Origin of the sequence: Embleya scabrispora (assembly GCF_002024165.1) — a bacterium.
Lineage (GTDB): Bacteria > Actinomycetota > Actinomycetes > Streptomycetales > Streptomycetaceae > Embleya > Embleya scabrispora_A.
This window is the reverse complement of sequence record NZ_MWQN01000001.1, coordinates 6,099,331-6,117,797: the sequence shown is the minus strand read 5'-3', so window position 1 is coordinate 6,117,797 and position 18,467 is coordinate 6,099,331. Positions and strand designations below refer to the sequence as shown.

Annotated in this window: 4 protein-coding genes; all 4 read right to left on the bottom strand. The window is 73.8% G+C overall.

Annotation, left to right across the window (positions count from 1 at the left end):
- Window positions 1–24 precede the first annotated feature (24 nt).
- The 4 genes from B4N89_RS26680 to B4N89_RS26665 are packed head-to-tail and all read right to left on the bottom strand — an operon-like array spanning window position 25 to window position 18,439.
- A complete protein-coding gene (locus tag B4N89_RS26680; protein WP_078978331.1) occupies window positions 25–3,150 on the bottom strand; it encodes a type I polyketide synthase in 3,126 nt (1,041 codons plus the stop codon).
- A gap of 2 nt (window positions 3,151–3,152) precedes the next feature.
- Window positions 3,153–9,734, bottom strand: coding sequence for a type I polyketide synthase (locus B4N89_RS26675; RefSeq protein WP_078978330.1), 6,582 nt, complete (start codon window positions 9,732–9,734; stop codon window positions 3,153–3,155).
- Window positions 9,735–9,743: 9 nt separating this feature from the next.
- Entirely contained in the window at window positions 9,744–15,356 is a 5,613-nt protein-coding gene (locus tag B4N89_RS26670) for a type I polyketide synthase (RefSeq protein WP_078979657.1), read from the bottom strand.
- Window positions 15,347–18,439: a type I polyketide synthase gene (locus B4N89_RS26665; RefSeq protein ID WP_078978329.1), complete on the bottom strand. Its 3,093-nt coding sequence runs from the start codon at window positions 18,437–18,439 to the stop codon at window positions 15,347–15,349. The genes B4N89_RS26670 and B4N89_RS26665 overlap by 10 nt, the downstream gene beginning before the upstream one ends.
- Window positions 18,440–18,467 lie beyond the last annotated feature (28 nt).

Sequence of the window (18,467 nt, the reverse complement as noted above, 5' to 3'; positions counted from 1 at the left end):
GCGTACCCCGTCACGAGGGCGACGCTACGCCGCGCGCCCGCCCATCGACGACAGGATGTGCGCGGCCACCAGTCGCGGCGACGGATGCCGCAGCGCCAGGTTGGCCCTGAGTTTGAGGCCGGTCGTCGCGGCGAGGCGCTTGCTCAGTTCCACCGAGAGCAGCGAGTCGAAGCCGAGCTCTTTGAACTCCCGGTCGGGGTCGATCGTCGCGCCCGAGGCGTGCCCGAGCACGACGGCGACCCTGGTCAGGACGTGGTCCAGGACGAATGCCGCAGCGTCGTCGGCGGACAGGGTCGACAGCACGTCCGCGAGCGGGACGGCCTGCTCCTCGTCCGAGGGGGTCTCGATCGCGCTCGGTTGCGCCGTCGGCGCGGCGTGCGCGGAGTTCAGCCAGTAGCGCTGCCGCTGGAAGGCGTACGTGGGCAGGTCGACCCGGCGGCGTGCGCCGAACAGGGCGTCCCAGTCCACCGTGCCGCCCCGGGTGTGGAGGTGGGCCAGCGAGCCGAGCACGGCCTCCGCCTCGCCACGATCCCGGCGGGACGAGGACAGGACCACGGCGTCGTCCACGTCCTCGACGATCTCCTGTACGGGGACGGTCAATACGGGGTGCGGGCTCATCTCGATGAAGGTCCGGAATCCGTCGTCGACCGATCGCCGGATCGAGGATTCGAAGCTGACTTTCTCCCGGAGATTGGTGTACCAGTATTCGGCGTTCAAGGTCGCGGTGTCGATCGGCTCGCCGTGCAGGGTCGAGTAGAAGGGCAGTGTCGAGGTTTTCGGTTCCAGGTCGGCCAGGGGTGCGATCACCTGCTCGCGAACCCGGCTCACCTGGGGGGAATGCGAGGCGTAGTCGACCGATATTCTGCGCGCCTGGGCGCCTTCCGCCTTCATCTTCTCGACGAATTCGTCGAGCGCGTCGGGTTCCCCGGAAACCACCACCGAGCGGGGCCCGTTGACGACGGCGATGCTCACCCGGTCCTTCCACGGAGTCAGCCGGTCGGCGACGACATCCGCGGATTCCGCGACCGAGGCCATCCCGCCGTGGCCGATCAGGTCCACCAGGGCCTTGCTGCGCAGCGCCACCACCTTGGCCGCGTCGCGCAACGACAGCGCGCCGCACACGTGCGCGGCGGCGATCTCGCCCTGGCTGTGCCCGACCACCGCGGCCGGTTCCACGCCCCAGGATCGCCACAGCGCGGCCATGGACACCATCACCGAGAACAGCGTCGGCTGGACCACGTCCACCCGGTCCAGCGTCGGCGCCCCGGGCGCGCCGCGCACCACGTCGAGCAGCGACCAGTCGGTCCACTCGGCCAGCGCCGCGCCGCACGCGTCGAGGGTCCGCGCGAACACCGGGAACGCCTCGTGGAGTTGCCGGCCCATGCCGACCCACTGGGATCCCTGACCCGGGAACATGAAGACGGCCCCGCCGAGGTTCCCGGCGACACCGCGCACCACCTCGGCCGACTCGGTGCCGTCGCGCAACGCCGCCAGGGCGGCGAGCAGTTCGTCCCGGTCGTGGCCGAGGACCACCGCACGGTGGTCGAACCGCGACCGGCTCGACACCAGCGACCAGCCGACGTCGGCGACGTCCGCGTCCGGATCGCCGGCGACGAACTCGTGCAGCCGGCCCGCCTGTCGCTCCACCGCCGCCGCGCTCTTGCCCGACAACACCCACGGCACCAGCCCGCCGACGACGCCCGCGTCCGGGACGCGCCCGTCGTGCTCCGGCTCCGGTACCTCCTCCAGGATCACGTGCGCGTTGGTCCCGCTGACGCCGAACGACGACACCGCGGCCCGCCGCGGACCGCCCGATCGGGGCCATTCGCGCCCCTCCACCAGCAGTTCGATCGCGCCCGAGGACCAGTCGACGTGCCGGGAGGGGGTGTCCACGTGCAGCGTCTTCGGCAGGTAGCCGTGCCGAAGCGCCATCACCATCTTGATCACCCCGGCCACCCCGGCGGCGGCCTGCGCGTGTCCGATGTTGGACTTCATCGATCCGAGCCGCAGCGGCCGGCCCTCGGCCCGGTCCCGCCCGTACGTCGCGAGCAGCGCGCCCGCCTCGATCGGATCCCCCAGCACGGTGCCCGTGCCGTGCGCCTCGACCGCGTCCACCTCGGCGGCCTCGACCCCGGCGTTGGCCAGCGCCTGCCGGATCACCCGCTCCTGGGCCCGGCCGTTGGGCGCGGTCAGCCCGTTGCTGGCCCCGTCCTGGTTCACCGCGGAGCCGCGCACGACGGCGAGCACCGGGTGGCCGTTGCGGCGGGCGTCGGACAACCGCTCCAGGAGCAGGACACCCGCGCCCTCGGCCCAGCCGGTCCCGTCGGCCGTGTCCGCGAAGGACTTGCACCGACCGTCCGCCGACAGACCGCGCTGCCGGGAGAACTCCACGAAGATCGCGGGCGTGGCCATCACCGACACCCCGCCCGCCAATGCCAGCGAGCACTCCCCCGAGCGCAACGACTGGATCGCCAGGTGCAGGGCCACCAGCGACGACGAGCACGCCGTGTCCACCGACACCGCCGCCCCGGTCAGCCCCAGTTCGTACGCCACCCGGCCCGACGCCACGCTCAGCGCGCTCCCGTGCAGCAGGTAGCCCTCCAACTCGCCCGCGCTGCCCTCCAGGAAGCGCATTCCGTACTCGGACGAGGCCACCCCGGCGAACACGCCGACATCGCTGCCGCGGACGTCGGCGGGCACGATGCCGGCTCGTTCCAGGACCTCCCACGAGGTTTGCAGCAGCAGGCGCTGCTGCGGGTCGATGGCCAGCGCCTCGCGCGGGCTGATCCCGAAGAACTCCGGGTCGAAGTCGGCGGCGTCGGCCAGGAATCCGCCGTGCCGGACGTAGGAACTGCCGAGCGTTTCGGGGTCCTCGTCGTACAGGTCCCGCCATCCCCGGTCGGTCGGGAACTCGTCGATCGCGTCGACCCCGTCGCGGACCATGTCCCACAGCTGTTCCGGCGAGGACACCCCTCCGGGGTAGCGGCAGGCCATCGCCACCACGGCGATCGGCTCGACCCGGGCGGCCTTGAGCGCGTCGTTCTCCCGGCTCAGCCGGTCGCGCTCCTCCAGGAGGGTGCGGAGCGCCTGGGCGACCCGGTCCCCGCCGTCCGCCGGCCGGTCCGCGGCGTTGTTCGCGGAGGTGTTCATGGTCACTTGCCCTTCTCGGCCAGAGCCAGGTCGACGAGTGCATCCAGGTCCAGCGCCGCCAGTTCGTCCGCGCCGGCATCGGTGCCGGTGTCCGCGTCGGGCGATCCGTCGTCGGGGTCCGACGGCGCGGCGGCGCACGCCAGAACCTGCTCCAGCAGGCCCGCGCCGCGCAGCCGGTCGATGGGGATGGTGCGCAGCACCTCGCGGATCCGCGCGTCCTCGTCCGGGTCCGCACTCGTGCGCTCCGCGGGGCGCAGCAGGTCGAAGACGTGTTGTCCCAGCTCGCGGGGGGTCGGGTAGCTGAAGACGAGGGTGGAGGCAAGGCGCAGCCCGGTCGAGGAGGCCAGGCGGTTGCACAGTTCGACCGAAGTGAGCGAGTCGAAGCCGAGGTGGGTGAACGCCTGGTCGGCGTCGACGGCCGTGCCGGCGGGGTGTCCGAGGACGACGGCGACCTGCTCGCGGACCCAGTCGAGCACGGTCGCCTCCCCTTCGCTCTCGGACAGCCCGACCAATCGGGCGGGCAGGCCGAGGGAGCCCGTGCCGGCGGTGCTGTTCGCGCGGGCGCGGGCCGGGCGGCCGGCGGTGACGAGGTCGCGCAGGAGCAGCGGGAGTTCGTCGGCGGCCCGGCTCCGCAGCGCGGTGAGGTCCAGTCGGGCCGGGATCAGGACCGGCTTGTCGATCGTGCACGCGGCGTCGAACAGGCCCAGTGCCTCGGCGCCGGGCATCTCGGCGATGCCGAGGCGGCGGATGCGCCGCAGGTCCACCTCGTCCAGGTTCTCGGTCATCCCGCTGCGCTGTTGCCACCAGCCCCAGCACAGGGACGTGCCGACCCGGCCAAAGGCCCGGCGTCGAGCCGCCAGGCCGTCCAGGAAGCCGTTCGCGGCGGCGTAGTTGGCCTGGCCGCCGGTGCCGAGCGTGCCGGCGAGCGCGGAGAAGAGCACGAACGCGGACAGGGTGTGTTCGCGGGTCAGTTCGTGCAGGTTGATCGCGCCGCCGACCTTGGCCCGCAGGGCGCGGTCCAGGCTCTGTGCGCTCTGCGTCTCGAGGGTGCCGTCGGCGAGTACACCCGCCGCGTGCACGACGGCGGTCAGCGGGTATCCGGGCGGCATCTCGGCGAGCAGGTCCGCCACGGCGGCCCGGTCCGCGACGTCGCAGGCCGCGACCCGGACGAGGGCGCCGGCCGCCTCCAGGTCCGCGACCAGTTCGGCGGCCCCGTCGGCGGCCGGGCCCCGGCGGCTCGCCAGCACCAGGCTGCGTACGCCGTGTTCGGCGACGAGGTGGCGTGCCACGAGCGAGCCGACGCCGCCGGTGGCGCCGGTGATCAGGACGGTGCCGCCGCCGAAGCCGCTGCCCATGTCGAAGATGATCTTGCCGACGTGCCGGCCCTGGCTCATCTCGCGAAACGCCCCGCGCGCGTCGCGGATGTTCCGTACGGCGATCGGGTTCAGCCGCACCCGCCCGTCGGCGAACAGTTCCATGACCGCGCGGAAGACCTCGTGGATGACGTCGGGGCCGGCCTCGTAGAGGTCGAACGCCGCGTAGTCGACGCCCGGATGCCCAACCGACACCCGGTGCGGGTCGCGGATGTCGGTCTTGCCCATCTCGACGAAGCTGCCGCCTTCGGGCAGCAGGCGCAGCGAGGCGTCGACGAAGTCGTGTGCCAGGGAGTTGAGCACGACGTCCACGCCGCGGCCGTCGGAGGCGGCCAGGAAGCTGTCCGCGAACTCCAGGGTGCGCGACGAGGCCAGGTGGGCGTCGTCGAGCCCGAGGGCGCGCAGGGTGGGCCACTTGGCCGGGCTCGCGGTGGCGTAGATCTCGGCGCCGACGTGCTTGGCCAGTTGCACGGCGGCCATTCCGACGCCGCCGGCCGCGGCGTGGATCAGGATCCGTTGGCCCTTTTCGAGGTTGGTCACGTGGAACAGGGCGTAGTAGGCGGTGAGATACGCGCCCGGCACGGATGCCGCCTCGGTGTAGGTCCACCCGTCGGGGATGGGCATGAGCAGGCGGTGGTCCGCCACCGCGACCCGGCCGAAGGCGCCGGAGAAGATGCCCATCACCCGGTCGCCCGGGGCGAGTTCGGTGACGTCGTCGGCCACCTCCAGGACGGTTCCGGCGCCCTCGCCGCCGATTCCGGCGTCCAGGGCGGTGCGTTCCACCAGTCCCAGGGCGATCGTGACGTCGCGGAAGTTGAGGCCGGCGGCCTGTACCGCGATGCGCACCTGACCGCTCGTCAGCGGCGCCTCCACCTCGGGGCAGGGAATCCAGGTCAGGTTCTCCAACGTGCCCTTGGTCGGGATGCCCAGCCGGGACGCGCCGACCGCCGGCGGCTCGATCCGGTTGCTCGCGGGGGCCGCGGCCGTCATGCGCGGCACCAGGTACGCGTCACCGCGCAGCGCCAGTTGCTCCTCGTCGAGGGCGAGCGCGTCGGGGATGCGGGGCCATGCGGCGGCCACGTCCTCGACGTCCACCAGCCGGAACCTGCCCGGGTGCTCGGTCTGGGCGGACCGGATCAGGCCCCATACGGACGCGCCGGGCAGGCTGTCCACCCGCTCCCCGCCACCGGTGTCCACGGCCAGCCGGGTGAGCACCACCAGCGTGGATGCGGCGAGCGAGTCCTCGGCGAGGAAGCGCTGGACGCACTCCAGGACGCGGGTGTCGGTGTCGGCGACGGCGGTGAACAGGTCGGTCCCGGGCGCGGCGATCTCGTCCGCGCGGAGCACGATGTGTCGCGGCGGGTCCCCCGCGAGGAGTTCGTCCAGGCTCGCGTGGAACTCGGTTTCCTGGTGCGCGGGTTCGCCGAGTCGGGCGGGCGCGCCGAGCACGGCCCACCGCCCGGGAGGCGTCGCCGCCTCGATCGCGCGGGCCGGTCGCCACACCAGTTCGTACAACGACCGCTCGCCGCGCGCCGCGCGCAGGTGTTCGGCGCTCGCCGGTCGGAACCTCAGCGCCCCGACGCGCGCGACCGGGCGGCCCCGCTCGTCGGCGATCGCCACAGCCACGGCTCGGTCGCCGGCCGCCGGATCGCCGGCCGGGGAGAGGTGAATCCGTACGGTCGAGCCGCATTCGCCGAACCGCTCCGCCCCGGACCACGAGAACGGCATCCAGCCCCGGTCGGCACCGATCTCCACGACCCCGCCCGCCACCACCGCGTGCAGCGCGGCATCGAGCAGCGCCGGATGCAGGGCGAACCCGCCGGCGGCCGAGCCGTCGGCATCGGTCGGCAGTGTGGCCGTCGCGAACAGGTCGTCGCCGCGCCGCCACACCTCGCGCAGCCCGCGGAACACCGGCCCGTAGTCGAAGCCCGCGTCCGCGAAGGAGTCGTACAGGGCGTCGATGTCGACCTGTTCGGCGCCGGCCGGCGGCCACGCGGCCGGCGTGCCCGCGTCGTCCGCCCGGGCGGTTCCCGGTGCCAGGCTGCCCGTGGCGTGCCGGGTCCACCCGCCGGCGCGGTCCTCGTCGCCGTCGGGGCCGGAGTACACGTCCAGCGCGCGCCGTCCGCTCTCGTCCGCCGTGCCGACCACGACCCGTACCCGTACCTCGCCCGTGTCGGGGACGATCAGGGGCACCTCCAGGGACAGTTCCCCGATCGCCGTGCACCCGACGAAGTCGCCCACCCACAGCGCCAGATCCAGATACGCCGTCGCCGGTACCACGACCGCGCCGAAGACCGCGTGGTCGGCCAGCCACGCGTGGGTGCGCAGCGACCACCGGTCGGTGAACACCACCTCGTCGGTGCCGGGGTGCTCCACCACCGCGCCGAGCAGTGGGTGTTCGGCGGCCGAGAGACCGGCGGACACCACGTCCGCGGTGCCGGTTCCGGCCCGGAAGTCCAGCCAGTAGCGCTGCCGTTGGAACGCGTAGGTCGGCAGGTCCACCGACCGCCGCGCGTCGCCGAGCAGGGCCGCCCAGTCCACGGCCCCGCCGCGGACGTGCAGTTGAGCCAGCGAGCCGACCAGGGTGCGTACCGGCCCGCGGTTGCGCCGCGACGCCGACAGGGCCACCGCGTCGGTCACGCCCGAAGCGGCGAACGCGTCCTTGGCGATGCTCGTGAGGGCCGATCCCGGGCCCATTTCGTAGAAGACGCCCGCGCCGGCCGCCCGGGCGCTCTCCACGGCGGTGAAGAACCGAACGGGTTCGCGCACATGCCGCACCCAGTGCGCGACGGACGTCAGTTCCGAGGCCGTGCTCTCGCGGCCCGTCCGGGTCGAGACGATCGGGATCGCCATGCGCCCCGCCGGAAGTTCGCCGATCGACGCGGCGAACTCGTCCAGGATCGGGTCCATGAGCGGCGAGTGGAACGCGTGGTCGACGTCGAGCAGCTTGGCCGAAGTCCCCTCGGCGACCAGCCGATCGCGCAGTGCGACGACCTGGTCCCGGGCACCGGAGACCACCACCGATTCCGGGCCGTTGACGGCCGCGACGCCGAGCCGGTCGTATCCGTGGAGCAGCGCGTCGACGGCGTCCTCCGAGGCGCGTACCGCCAGCATGGCGCCGCGCTCGGTGACCGTCTGCATGAGCAGGCCGCGCGCGGCCACGAGCCTGGTCGCGCCGTCCAGGTCCAGGACGCCGGATACGTGCGCGGCGGTGATCTCGCCGACGGAGTGGCCGATCAGGTGGTTCGGCTCCCCGCAGAATCCGGTCAGGAGCCGGTACAGCGCGACCTGGAGGGCGAACAGCGCGGGCTGTGCGACGTCGGTGCGCTGCGCGCGGGCCTCCTCGGGCGCCTCGGCGAGCAGCAGCGCCTTCAGCGCGAAGGGAAGGTGGGTGTCGAAGCGCGCGCAGACCGCGTCGAGGCTCCGGGCGAAGACCGGGAAGGCGTCGTACAACTCCCGGGCCACACCGGCCCAGGGCGAACCCTGTCCCGGGAACATGAAGACCGTGCCGCCGAGTTCGCCGACCACGCCGCGCACCAGCCCCGCGGAATCGGCGCCCTCGCCCAGCGCCGCCAGACCGCTCAGCAACTCGTCCCGGTCCCGGCCCAGTACCACCGCGCGGTGCTCGAACCGGGATCGGCTCGCCACCAACGACCGGGCGATGTCGGCGACAGGCGTATCCGGCTCGGCGGCGGCGAATGCGCGCAGCCGCTCCGCCTGGGCCCGCAGTGCCGCCTCGGAGCGTGCCGACACCACCCACGCGAGCGCGTCGGCGGGATGATCCTCGCGCTCCGGCGCCGCCTCCTCGGGCGCGACCTCCTCGGGCGCCTCCTCCAGGATCACGTGCGCGTTGGTGCCACTGGCCCCGAACGCGGACACCGCCGCCCGGCGGGGCCGTCCGGGGGCGCTCGGCCACGGCCTGGCCTCGGTGAGCAGTTCCACCGCCCCGGCCGACCAGTCCACGTGCGTCGAGGGCCGGTCCACGTGCAGCGTCTTGGGCATGATCCCGTGCCGCATCGCCATGATCATCTTGATCATGCCGCCGACGCCCGCCGCCGCCTGCGTGTGGCTGATGTTCGACTTGAGCGAGCCCAGCCACAGCGGGTTCCCGGGGTCGCGGTCGCGGCCGTAGGTGGCCAGCAGCGCCTGTGCCTCGATCGGATCGCCCAGCGTGGTGCCGGTCCCGTGCGCCTCCATCACGTCCACGTCACCCGCCTGCACCCGCGAGTTCGCCAACGCGGCCCGGATCACCCGCTGCTGCGCGGGCCCGTTCGGCGCGGTCAGCCCGTTGGAGGCGCCGTCCTGGTTGATCGCCGAGCCCCGGATCACCGCCAGGATCCGCCGCCCGTTGCGCCGCGCGTCGGACAGCCGCTCCAGCACCAGCACCCCGACGCCCTCGGCGAATCCGGTGCCGTCGGCGGCGTCCGCGAACGCCTTGCACCGGCCGTCGACGGCCAGTCCGCGCTGGCGCGCCATCTCCCGGAAGACCTGCGTGGTCCCCATCACGGTGACGCCCCCGGCCAGGGCCAGCCCGCACTCGCCCTGCCGCAGCGACTGCACCGCCTGGTGCACCGCCACCAGGGACGAGGAGCACGCGGTGTCGGTGGATATCGCCGGACCCTCCAGGCCCAGCGCGTACGCCACCCGCCCGGACGCCACGCTCAGCAGCGAACCGGTCTGCCCGTAGCCGGAGATGACCTCGGGGGTGGAGAAGTGGTTGCCGTAGCCGAAGTACGCCAGGCCGGCGAATACGCCGGTGGCGCTGCCGCGCAGGGTGTGCGGGTCGATGCCGGCCCGTTCCAGCGACTCCCACGCGGACTCCAGCAGCAACCGGTGCTGCGGATCCGCGGCCAGCGCCTCGCGCGGGTTGATCCCGAAGAACTCCGCGTCGAAGTCGCCCGCTTCGTACAGGAATCCGCCGGCGCGCGTGTTGCAGGTGTTCGGCCGGTCCGGATCCGGGTCGTAGAGCCGGTCCAGGTCCCAGTCGCGGTCGTCGGGGAAGTCCGACACCGCGTCCCGGCCCGCCCGCACCAGGTCCCACAACGTTTCCGGCGAGGTCACCCCGCCCGGGTAGCGGCAGGCGATGCCGACGACGGCGATGGGCTCGGCCGCGGCCTCCGTCAGCTCCCGCAGACGCCGACGGGTGTCGAGCAGTTCGATCGACGTCCGCTTGAGGTAGTCGAGCACATCGGCGTTGTTGTCGTTTGTCATCGCTCTCCCCTAGCCGAGCTCTTTGTCCAGCAGCGAAAGCAGCTCGCCGGCCGATGCCGCGCTGATCCGGTCGGCGATCCCGCCCGGCGATTCGTCGCCCGCCAGGGCCCGTGCGCGGCCCTGCAACTCGCCGAGCAGCGTGGTGATGGTGGCCTTGTCCGCCGCCGCGAGGTCGCGGAAGGCGTCCTCCAGTCGGGCGCCCAGTTCCTCGATCTCCTTGCTCAGGCGATCGGTCGGGGACTGCGGGTCGGCGCCGGAGTCGGGGCGGATGCCCGCGTACAGGAACCCGGCGAGGGCGGCCGGGTTCGGGTAGTCGAACGCGAGCGTGGCGGACAACTTCAGACCGGTCACCGCCGTCAGCCGGTTGCGCAACTCCAGCGCCATGAGCGAGTCGATCCCCAGGTCCTTGAACGCCGAGGCGGGACCGACCCGCGCGGCGTCGGCGAGGCCGAGCACACTCGCGGTCTGCGTGCGCACGGCGTCGAGCAGCAGCGCCTCCGCGTCGGCCGGGGGCAGCGAGGCGATCCGCCGCGCGAGTCCGATGTCGGCGCCCTCCCGAACGACAGGGCTCGAACTCCCGGGACCGGCGGGCGTTCCGACCAGCGCGCGCAGGAGCGGCGACAACACCTGGTCGGCGCCGGGCGCGCCCGGCGCCGGCAGGCTCAGCCGCACCGGCACCAGCACCGGTTCGTCCCGCGCGATCGCCGCGTCGAACAGCGCCAGTCCCTCGTGCGTGGCCATCGGCCGCACGCCCTGTCGTTGCAGCCGCGCGATGTCCAGTTCGCCGATGTCCGCGCCCGCCTCGGTGCGTTGCGCCCAGTAGCCCCAGCACAGCGAGCCGGCCGCGAGCCCCTCGGCCCGCCGGGCTTCGGCCAGTCCGTTCAAGAACGCGTTGGCCGCCGCGTAGTTGGCCTGCCCCGCCGTGCCCAGCACGCTTGCGATCGAGGAGAACAACACGAACGCGGACAGGTTCAGGTGTGTGGTCAGTTCGTGCAGATACCAGGCGCCGCGCACCTTCGGCGCCAGGACCTCGTCCACCCGCTCCTCGGTCAGCGCATCGACGACCCCGTCGGCGAGCACCGCCGCGCAGTGGATCACCGCCGTCAACGGGTGTTCCGCCGGCACGCCGGCGATCAGCGCCGCGACGGATTCGCGGCTCGTGACGTCGCAGGCGACGATCTCCACCTCGGCTCCCGCTTCGGTCAACTCGCGCCGCAGCGCGTCGGCGGCCGGAGCCGTCGGCCCCCGCCTGCCGGCCAGCACCAACCGGCGCACCCCGTGCCGCTCCACGACGTGCCGGGCCAACGTCGCGCCCAGTCCGCCGACTCCGCCCGTGATCAGCACCGTCCCGGACCCGAGGCCGCGGGCCCGGTGCTCGGCGGGCACCGCCGGCACACGGGCCAGTCGCGGGGTGGTCACCACGCCCGCCCGCACCCTGAGCTGGGTTTCCCCGGTCTCGACCACCGCCGGGACGCGCGCCCACGAGTCGGGGCGGTCGTCGGTGTCCACGAGCGTGAACCGGCCCGGGTTCTCGGTCTGCGCGGTGCGCACGAATCCCCAGATCGCGGCCGCGGCGGGGTCGCTGCATTCGGCCGGGTCGTCGGCGACCGCCTCCCGCGTCACGACGACCAGGCACGAGTCGGCGAACCGGTCCTCGGCGAGCCAACGCTGCGTCCACCGCAGCACCCGGTGCAGGTTGCGCTCGACCAGGGCCGGGGTGTTGCCGACGCCCGGATCGGTGTGCTCGACGGTGGTCACGACGATCGGGGGGATCGGCCCCTCGGCGGCGGCGAGTTCGTCGAGGTCGGCGAACAGCGCCCCGCGCGCCCCGAGAAACGCGGTGAGTTCGTCGGGCGGCCCCGCCACGGCATACCGGCCCGCGGCCTCCCCGGGCGGGACCGCGAGGGGGACCCAGTCCACCCGGAACAGCGAGTCCCGTCGGTCGAAGCCCAGTTCGGTCAGTTCCGCGACGTCCACGGGCCGCGACGTCAGCGACTCGACGCCGCCGACGCGGGCTCCGTGGCGATCCGCGATGGTCACCGACCGGCCGCCCTCGCCGGTGGGCGCCAGGCGTACGCGCAGCACGGTGGGCGCGGCAAAGGGCAGGCGGACGCCCGTCCAGCGATGCGGCAGCCGGCCCTCGTCGCCGTCCCCCGCGCCGATCGGGAGCAGCGCGGTGTGCAGCAGCGCCGGATGGATGCGGAACGGGCCCGGGTCCGCGCCGTCGGCGCCGGGCAACTCGACCTCGGCGAAAGTCACTTCGCCACTGCGCCAGATCCGCTTCAGACCGCGGAACAGCGGCCCGTGGTCGAACCCGAGCGCGGCCGACCCGGCGTACGCGTCCTCGGCGGGCACCTCGACCGCGCCCGGGGACGGCCACGCCACCAGGTCGGGCTCGCGCCGGCCGGCCCCGGTGTCGGTTCCGACGACTCCCACGGCGTTGCGTGTCCACTCGGGTTCGCCCGCGCCCCTGGAGTGCACGGCGAGCACGCGCTTGGCGTCGATCACCACGCGGATCTCCCGCTCGGCCGTGCGGGACAACACCAGCGGTGTCTCCAGGGTGAGTTCCTCGACGACGTCGCAACCCACCCTGTGCGCCGCCCACGCCGCCAGTTCGACCAGCACCGTTCCCGGCACCAGTACGACCCCGTGGACCACGTGGTCGGCCAGCCACGGGTGGCGGTGCGCGGACAACCGCCCGCCGCCCACCAGTCCGCCGCGTTCGCCGTCGTCGGGCAGGTCGATCACGGCGTCGAGCAGAGGGTGGTCCGAGCTGCTCGCGGCGCCGCCCTCCACGGGCATGTCCAGCCAGTAGCGCTGCCGTTGGAAGGCGTACGTGGGCAACTCGACCGCAGGCCCGGCGCCGCCCGGGAACGCCGCCTCCCACGACACGGGGACACCCGCCACGAACGCCTCGGCCATGGACCGGTACAACCGGCCCGGCCCGCCGTCGCCGCGGCGCAGCGAGCCCGCCACCACCCCGCCGGCGCCGGGGGTGTGGTCGAGCATGTCGCGGATGTTGATGGTGAGCAGCGGGTGCGGGCTCATCTCGATGAACGCGCCGTGTTCGGTGTCGAGGAGGCCGCGCATGGCCGCCTCGAACTGCACCGGTTCGCGCATGTTGCGGAACCAGTAGGCGCCGTCCAGTCCCGCCGTGTCGAGCGGCCCGCCGGTGACCGTCGAGTGGAACGCCACCGGCGAGGTCACGGTGGTGACCTCGCCCAGGATGTCCCGCAGCGGCCCCTCGAACCGGTCCACCAGGGGCGAGTGCCCGGGCACGCTCGCCGGGATCCACCGGGCGCGGGCGCCTTCGGCCTCGCAGAGCGCGACCACCTCCCGGACCGCCGCGGCCTCGCCCGCGACGGTGGTCGAGTAGGGGCCGTTGATGCCGGCGATCACCACTCCGGGGCCGACCCGCTCCAGCAGCTCCCGGACCCGCTGTTCGGGCAGCACGATCCCGGCCATGCCGCCGTCCTGATCGGCGGTGGCCAGCAGTTGCGAGCGCAGGGCCACGATCCTGGCCCCCTCCCGCAGGGTCAGCGCGCCGGCCGCGCAGGCGGCGGCGATCTCGCCCTGGGAGTGCCCGATCACCGCGTCGGGGGTCACGCCGAAGGAGCGCCACACCCGCGCCAGCGACACCATCATCGCGAACAGCACGGGTTGCACGACGTCGATGCGCTCCAGGTCGGCGCCCGCCGGCTCGCCGCGCACGGTGTCGATCAGCGACCACGGCACCCACGGCGCGAGGGCCTGCGCGCATTCGTCCATCTGCTCGGCGAATACCGGGGAGCTGTCCAGGAGTTCCCGGCCCATGCCGACCCACTGCGAGCCCTGGCCGGGGAAGACGAAGACCGTCTTGCCGAGGGGCTCGACGATGCCGGAGACCACCCCGGGGGGATTCCTGGTCGTGCCGACGTCGGTGCCCAGGCGGGCGAGCAGTTCGTCGCGGTCCGCGCCGATCACCACCCGGCGGTGCTCGAACAACGATCGTGTCGTCACCAGCGCGCGGCCTACGCCCCCGAGCGACAGGTCCGGGTCGGCGGCCAGGCCGTCCCGCAACCGCAGCGTCTGTTCCCGCAGCGCCTCGGCGGAGCGCGCCGACACCACCCACGGCACCGCCACGGGATGCGGTTGCGGTACCGGCGCGCTCGCCGGCTCCGCCGCCTCGGGGGCCCCGGGCTCCTCGGGGGCCTCTTCGAGCACGACGTGCGCGTTCGTGCCGCTGATCCCGAAGGACGACACGCCGGCCCGCCGGGGCCGTCCGGGTGTGGCGGGCCATTCCCGGGCCTCGGTCAGCAGTTCCACCGCGCCGGAGGACCAGTCGACGTGCGGGGTCGGACGGTCCACGTGCAGCGTCTTCGGCAACACCTCGTGGCGCATCGCCATGATCATCTTGATCATGCCGCCGACGCCCGCCGCGGCCTGGGTGTGCCCGATGTTCGACTTGAGCGAGCCCAGCCACAGCGGGCCGGCGGCGTCGCGGCCCTGTCCGTAGGTGGCGAGCAGCGCCTCCGCCTCGATGGGGTCGCCCAGCCGGGTGCCGGTCCCGTGCGCCTCCACCGCGTCCACGTCGGCGGGCGAGAGTCCGGCGTCGGCCACGGCGGCGCGGATGACCCGCCGCTGCGCCAGTTCGTTCGGCGCGGTCAGCCCGTTGGAGGCGCCGTCCTGGTTGATCGCCGAGCCGCGGATCACCGCCAGGATCCGCCGGCCGTTGCGCCGCGCGTCGGACAGTCGCTCCAGGACGAGCACGCCCGCGCCCTCGCCCCAGCCGGTGCCGTCGGCCGCCTCGGCGAAGGACTTGCACCGCCCGTCGGCGGCCAGGCCGCGCTGTCGGGCGGCCTCCACCAACATCCCGGGGTTAGGCAGCGCCGACACCCCGCCCGCCAGTGCCAACGTGCACTCCCCCGCGCGCAGGGACCGCACGGCCTGGTGCACGGCGACCAGCGACGCCGAGCACGCGGTGTCGATCGAGATCGCCGGGCCCTCCAGGCCCAGGACGTACGCCACTCGGCCCGAGGCCACGCTGGTGTACGTCCCGGCCATCGAGTGGCCCTCCACCTCGGCGCCCGCCCCGCCGCCCATCCGCGGGCCGTAGTCGACCGCGTAGATCCCGGTGAACACCCCGGTCGCCGAACCGCGCAGGCCGGCCGGGTCGATCCCGGCCCGCTCCAGCGCCTCCCACGACGTCTCCAGGATCACCCGCTGCTGCGGATCCATCGCCAGCGCCTCGCGGGGGCTGATCCCGAAGAACGCCGCGTCGAACTCGGCGAGATCGGGGAGGAATCCGCCCGAGCGGGTGTACGTCCTCCCCTGGGCCGCCGGGTCCGGGTCGTACAGTGCCGCGAGGTCCCAGCCGCGATCCGTCGGGAAGCCGCCCACCGCGTCGACCCCGCCGAAGACCACGTCCCACAATCCTTCGGGGGAGTTCGCCCCGCCCGGGAAACGACACCCCATGCCCACGACCGCGACCGGCTCGCGAGCGGACTCCTCCAACGCGCGCACCCGCTCGCGCAACTCCTGCGCGTCGCCGACGGCACGGCGCAGGTAGGACCGGAGCTTGTCGACATCCTCCACGGGAACTCCCCAACGGTTGCTCGGACGAACGGGTGGCGCTACACGTATCCGCGGTCGATCAATGCGTACAATTCGTCGTCGCTGCGGCTCGCCGAAGGTGTGTCCGGCTCCGGGGTGGGGGCCGTTGCCGAAGGCGGCGTCGGCATCGATTCCGGTGCTGTTTCCGGGACTTCGGGGGCCGTCGGTCCGAGCAGGGTGAAGATGTGCCGGGCGAGCGCCTGCGGGGTCGGGTAGGTGAACGCGACGGTGGCGGGCAGTCGTACACCGGCGGCCGTCGTGAGCCGGTTGCGCAGCCGTACCGCCATCGAGGACTCGAAGCCAAGGGCCTTGAAGGTCTCGGTCGACCTCGCGGCGAGTTCGCCGCCGGTGACGGGCGCGTCGGGCGCGCTCAGCAGGGCGGCCGTCTCGGCGCACACGAGTTTGCGCACCGCCGATTCCGAATCGAGAGCCACCGTAGGGGACTTCGCATCCGCGGGGGTGGTGTCGGCGGGTGGCGTCAGCCAGTACCGCTGCCGCTGGAACGGATAGGTCGGCAGGCCGATCCGGCGCGGCCGGGCCGCGCCGAAGCACGCCGTCCAGTCCACCGGCACGCCGCGCACGTACAGTTCGGCCGACGCCGCCAGGATCCGGCCCATGCTCCCGTCGTCCCGGTGCAGGGTGCCCGACAGCACCGGCGAGGCGGCCAGCGCGTCGGCGGTCTCCGCCATCGCCACCGCGAGCACCGGGTGCGGGCTGACCTCCACGAACACGCCGCCGCGTTCGCGCATCAGGCCTTCGATCACCTCGCCGAACCGCACCTTCGAGCGCAGGTTGTCGTACCAGTACGCGCCGTCGAGGCCGCGGGTGTCGAGCGGGCCGCCGGTGACCGTGGAGTGGAAGGCCGCGGTCGACGCCCTGGGCGTGATGCCCTCGGCGGCGGCGAGCACCCGGTCCCGGATACGTTCGACCTGGTGCGAGTGCGACGCGTACTCGATCCTGACCCGGCGTACCCGGACACCGTCGCCCGCCGCCATCGCGGCGAACTCCGCCAGTGCCTCCAGGTCGCCGGAGATCACCACCGAGTCCGGCCCGTTGACCGCGCCCACGCACAACCGTCCGGCCCACGGCCGCAACCGCTCCTCGACCCAGTGCGGCGGCGCGAACACCGCGTTCAGCCCGCCCAGTCCGGCCAGTTCGGTCAGTGCCGTGCCGCGCAGCGCGACCACGCGCGCCGCGTCGTCCAGGGAGAGCGCGCCCGACGCGCAGGCCGCCGCGATCTCCCCCTGCGAGTGCCCCACCACCACGTCGGGGACCACGCCCAGCGAGTGCCAGACCCGGGCCAGGGACACCATCATCGCGAACAGCGCGGGCTGCACCACGTCGTCGCCGCGCTTGAGCAGCGCCGCCGCGTCCGTACCGGTGACCACGTCCGCCAACGACCAGTCCAGCCACGGTTCCAGGGCCCGCGCGCACTCGTCGATCGAGCGGGCGAAGACCTCCGACTCCGCGTACAGCCGCCTGCCCATGCCCACCCACTGCGAGCCCTGGCCCGGGAAGACGAAGACGATCGGGCCGGGCGGGTTCGCCGCGACCCCGCGCGGCACGCGGGGCGAATCGCCGCCCGCCGCGACGAGGTCCAGCCCGGCCAGGGCCTCCTCGCGATCGGCGGCCGGCACCACCGCCCGGTGGGCGAACGACGCTCGGGTGGCGAGCAGCGAGTGGCCCACCTCGGCCACCGACGCGGACGTGTCGGCGGCCACGCGATCCCGCAACCGTGCCGCCTGCTCCCGCAGGGCCGGCTCGGTGCGCGCCGACAACACCCAGGGCACCGTCCCCGCGTCGGCGACAGGGGGCCGCGCCTGCTCCTCCGGTGCCTGTTCGAGGATCACGTGCGCGTTCGTCCCGCCCAGGCCGAACGCCGACACCCCCGCCCGTCGCGGCCGACCGGCCGGGTTCGGCCAGGGCCGGGCGGCGCGCGGGACGTCGAAGTGCTCGTCGAAGTCGGGGATGGCGGGGTTGGGTGTGCGGAAGTTCGGGTGCGGCACCAGTTGCGCGCGGTCCAGGCACAGCGCGGCCTTGACGAAGCCGACGACGCCGGCGGCCGGCTCCAGGTGCCCGACGTTGGCCTTGGCCGAGCCGATTTCAAGGGGGCGTTCGCGTCCGGCCGCCCGGAACACCTCGCGCAGCCCGGCGGCCTCGGCCGGATCGCCGACGCGGGTGCCGGTGCCGTGCGCCTCGACGTAGTCGACGGTGTCGAACGGCACGCCCGCACGCTCCAGCGCGGTCCGGATCACCGCCGCCTGCCCGGCCGGGCTGGGATCCGGCATCCGGCTGGTCGCGCCGCCGCTGCCCACCCCCCAGCCGCGCACCACCGCGTAGATGTGATCGCCGTCGGCGACGGCCAGGTCGAGCCGCTTGAGCAGGACGAACGCCCCGCCCTCGCCCCGGACGAAGCCGCCGGCGCGTTCGTCGAAGGGGAAGCAGCGGCCCTCGGGCGACAACGCGCCCAGGTTGGCCAGGCCGAGTCCGGACTCCGGGTCGGCGATCAGGTGCACGCCGCCCGCGAGCGCCAGGTCGACCGCGCCGGCGCGGATCCGGTCGCACGCGAGCGCCAGCGACACGAGGGAGGAGGACTGGCCGGAGTCCGCGCACAGGCTCATCCCGCGCACGTCGAACAGGGCCGAGATCCGGTTCGCGATCAACGCGCCGCCGGAGCCGAGCGCGGCGTAGTGGTCGTCCCGGTCGCCGCCGGACAGCTTGCGCAGCGCCTCGTAGCCGGAGGGCGCGCTGCCGACCACGACGTCGATCTCCCGGCCGGCCAGCGCCGCCGCCGGCATCCGGGCGTCCTCGACCGCCTCCCAGGCGAGTTCCAGGCCGAGCCGCTGCACGGGGTCCATCGCGGTGGCCTCCGCCGCGTCCGTGCCGAAGAACTCCGCGTCGAACCCGTCGATGGCGTCGAGGAAGGAACCCGCGTTCACCGTGGCGGCGTCCGGGTGGGTGGAGCGCCGCACGTCGGCGGCGCGCCGCTCGGGGAAGGTCGCGATGGTGGACCCGCCGTCGACCAGCAGGCGCCAGAACTCGTCCGGACCGTGCACACCGGGGAAGCGGCACGACATCCCGACGACGGCAATATCGGTGGCTGCGCCACTCATATGAATTCCTTCCGATTCCCTCGCCGGC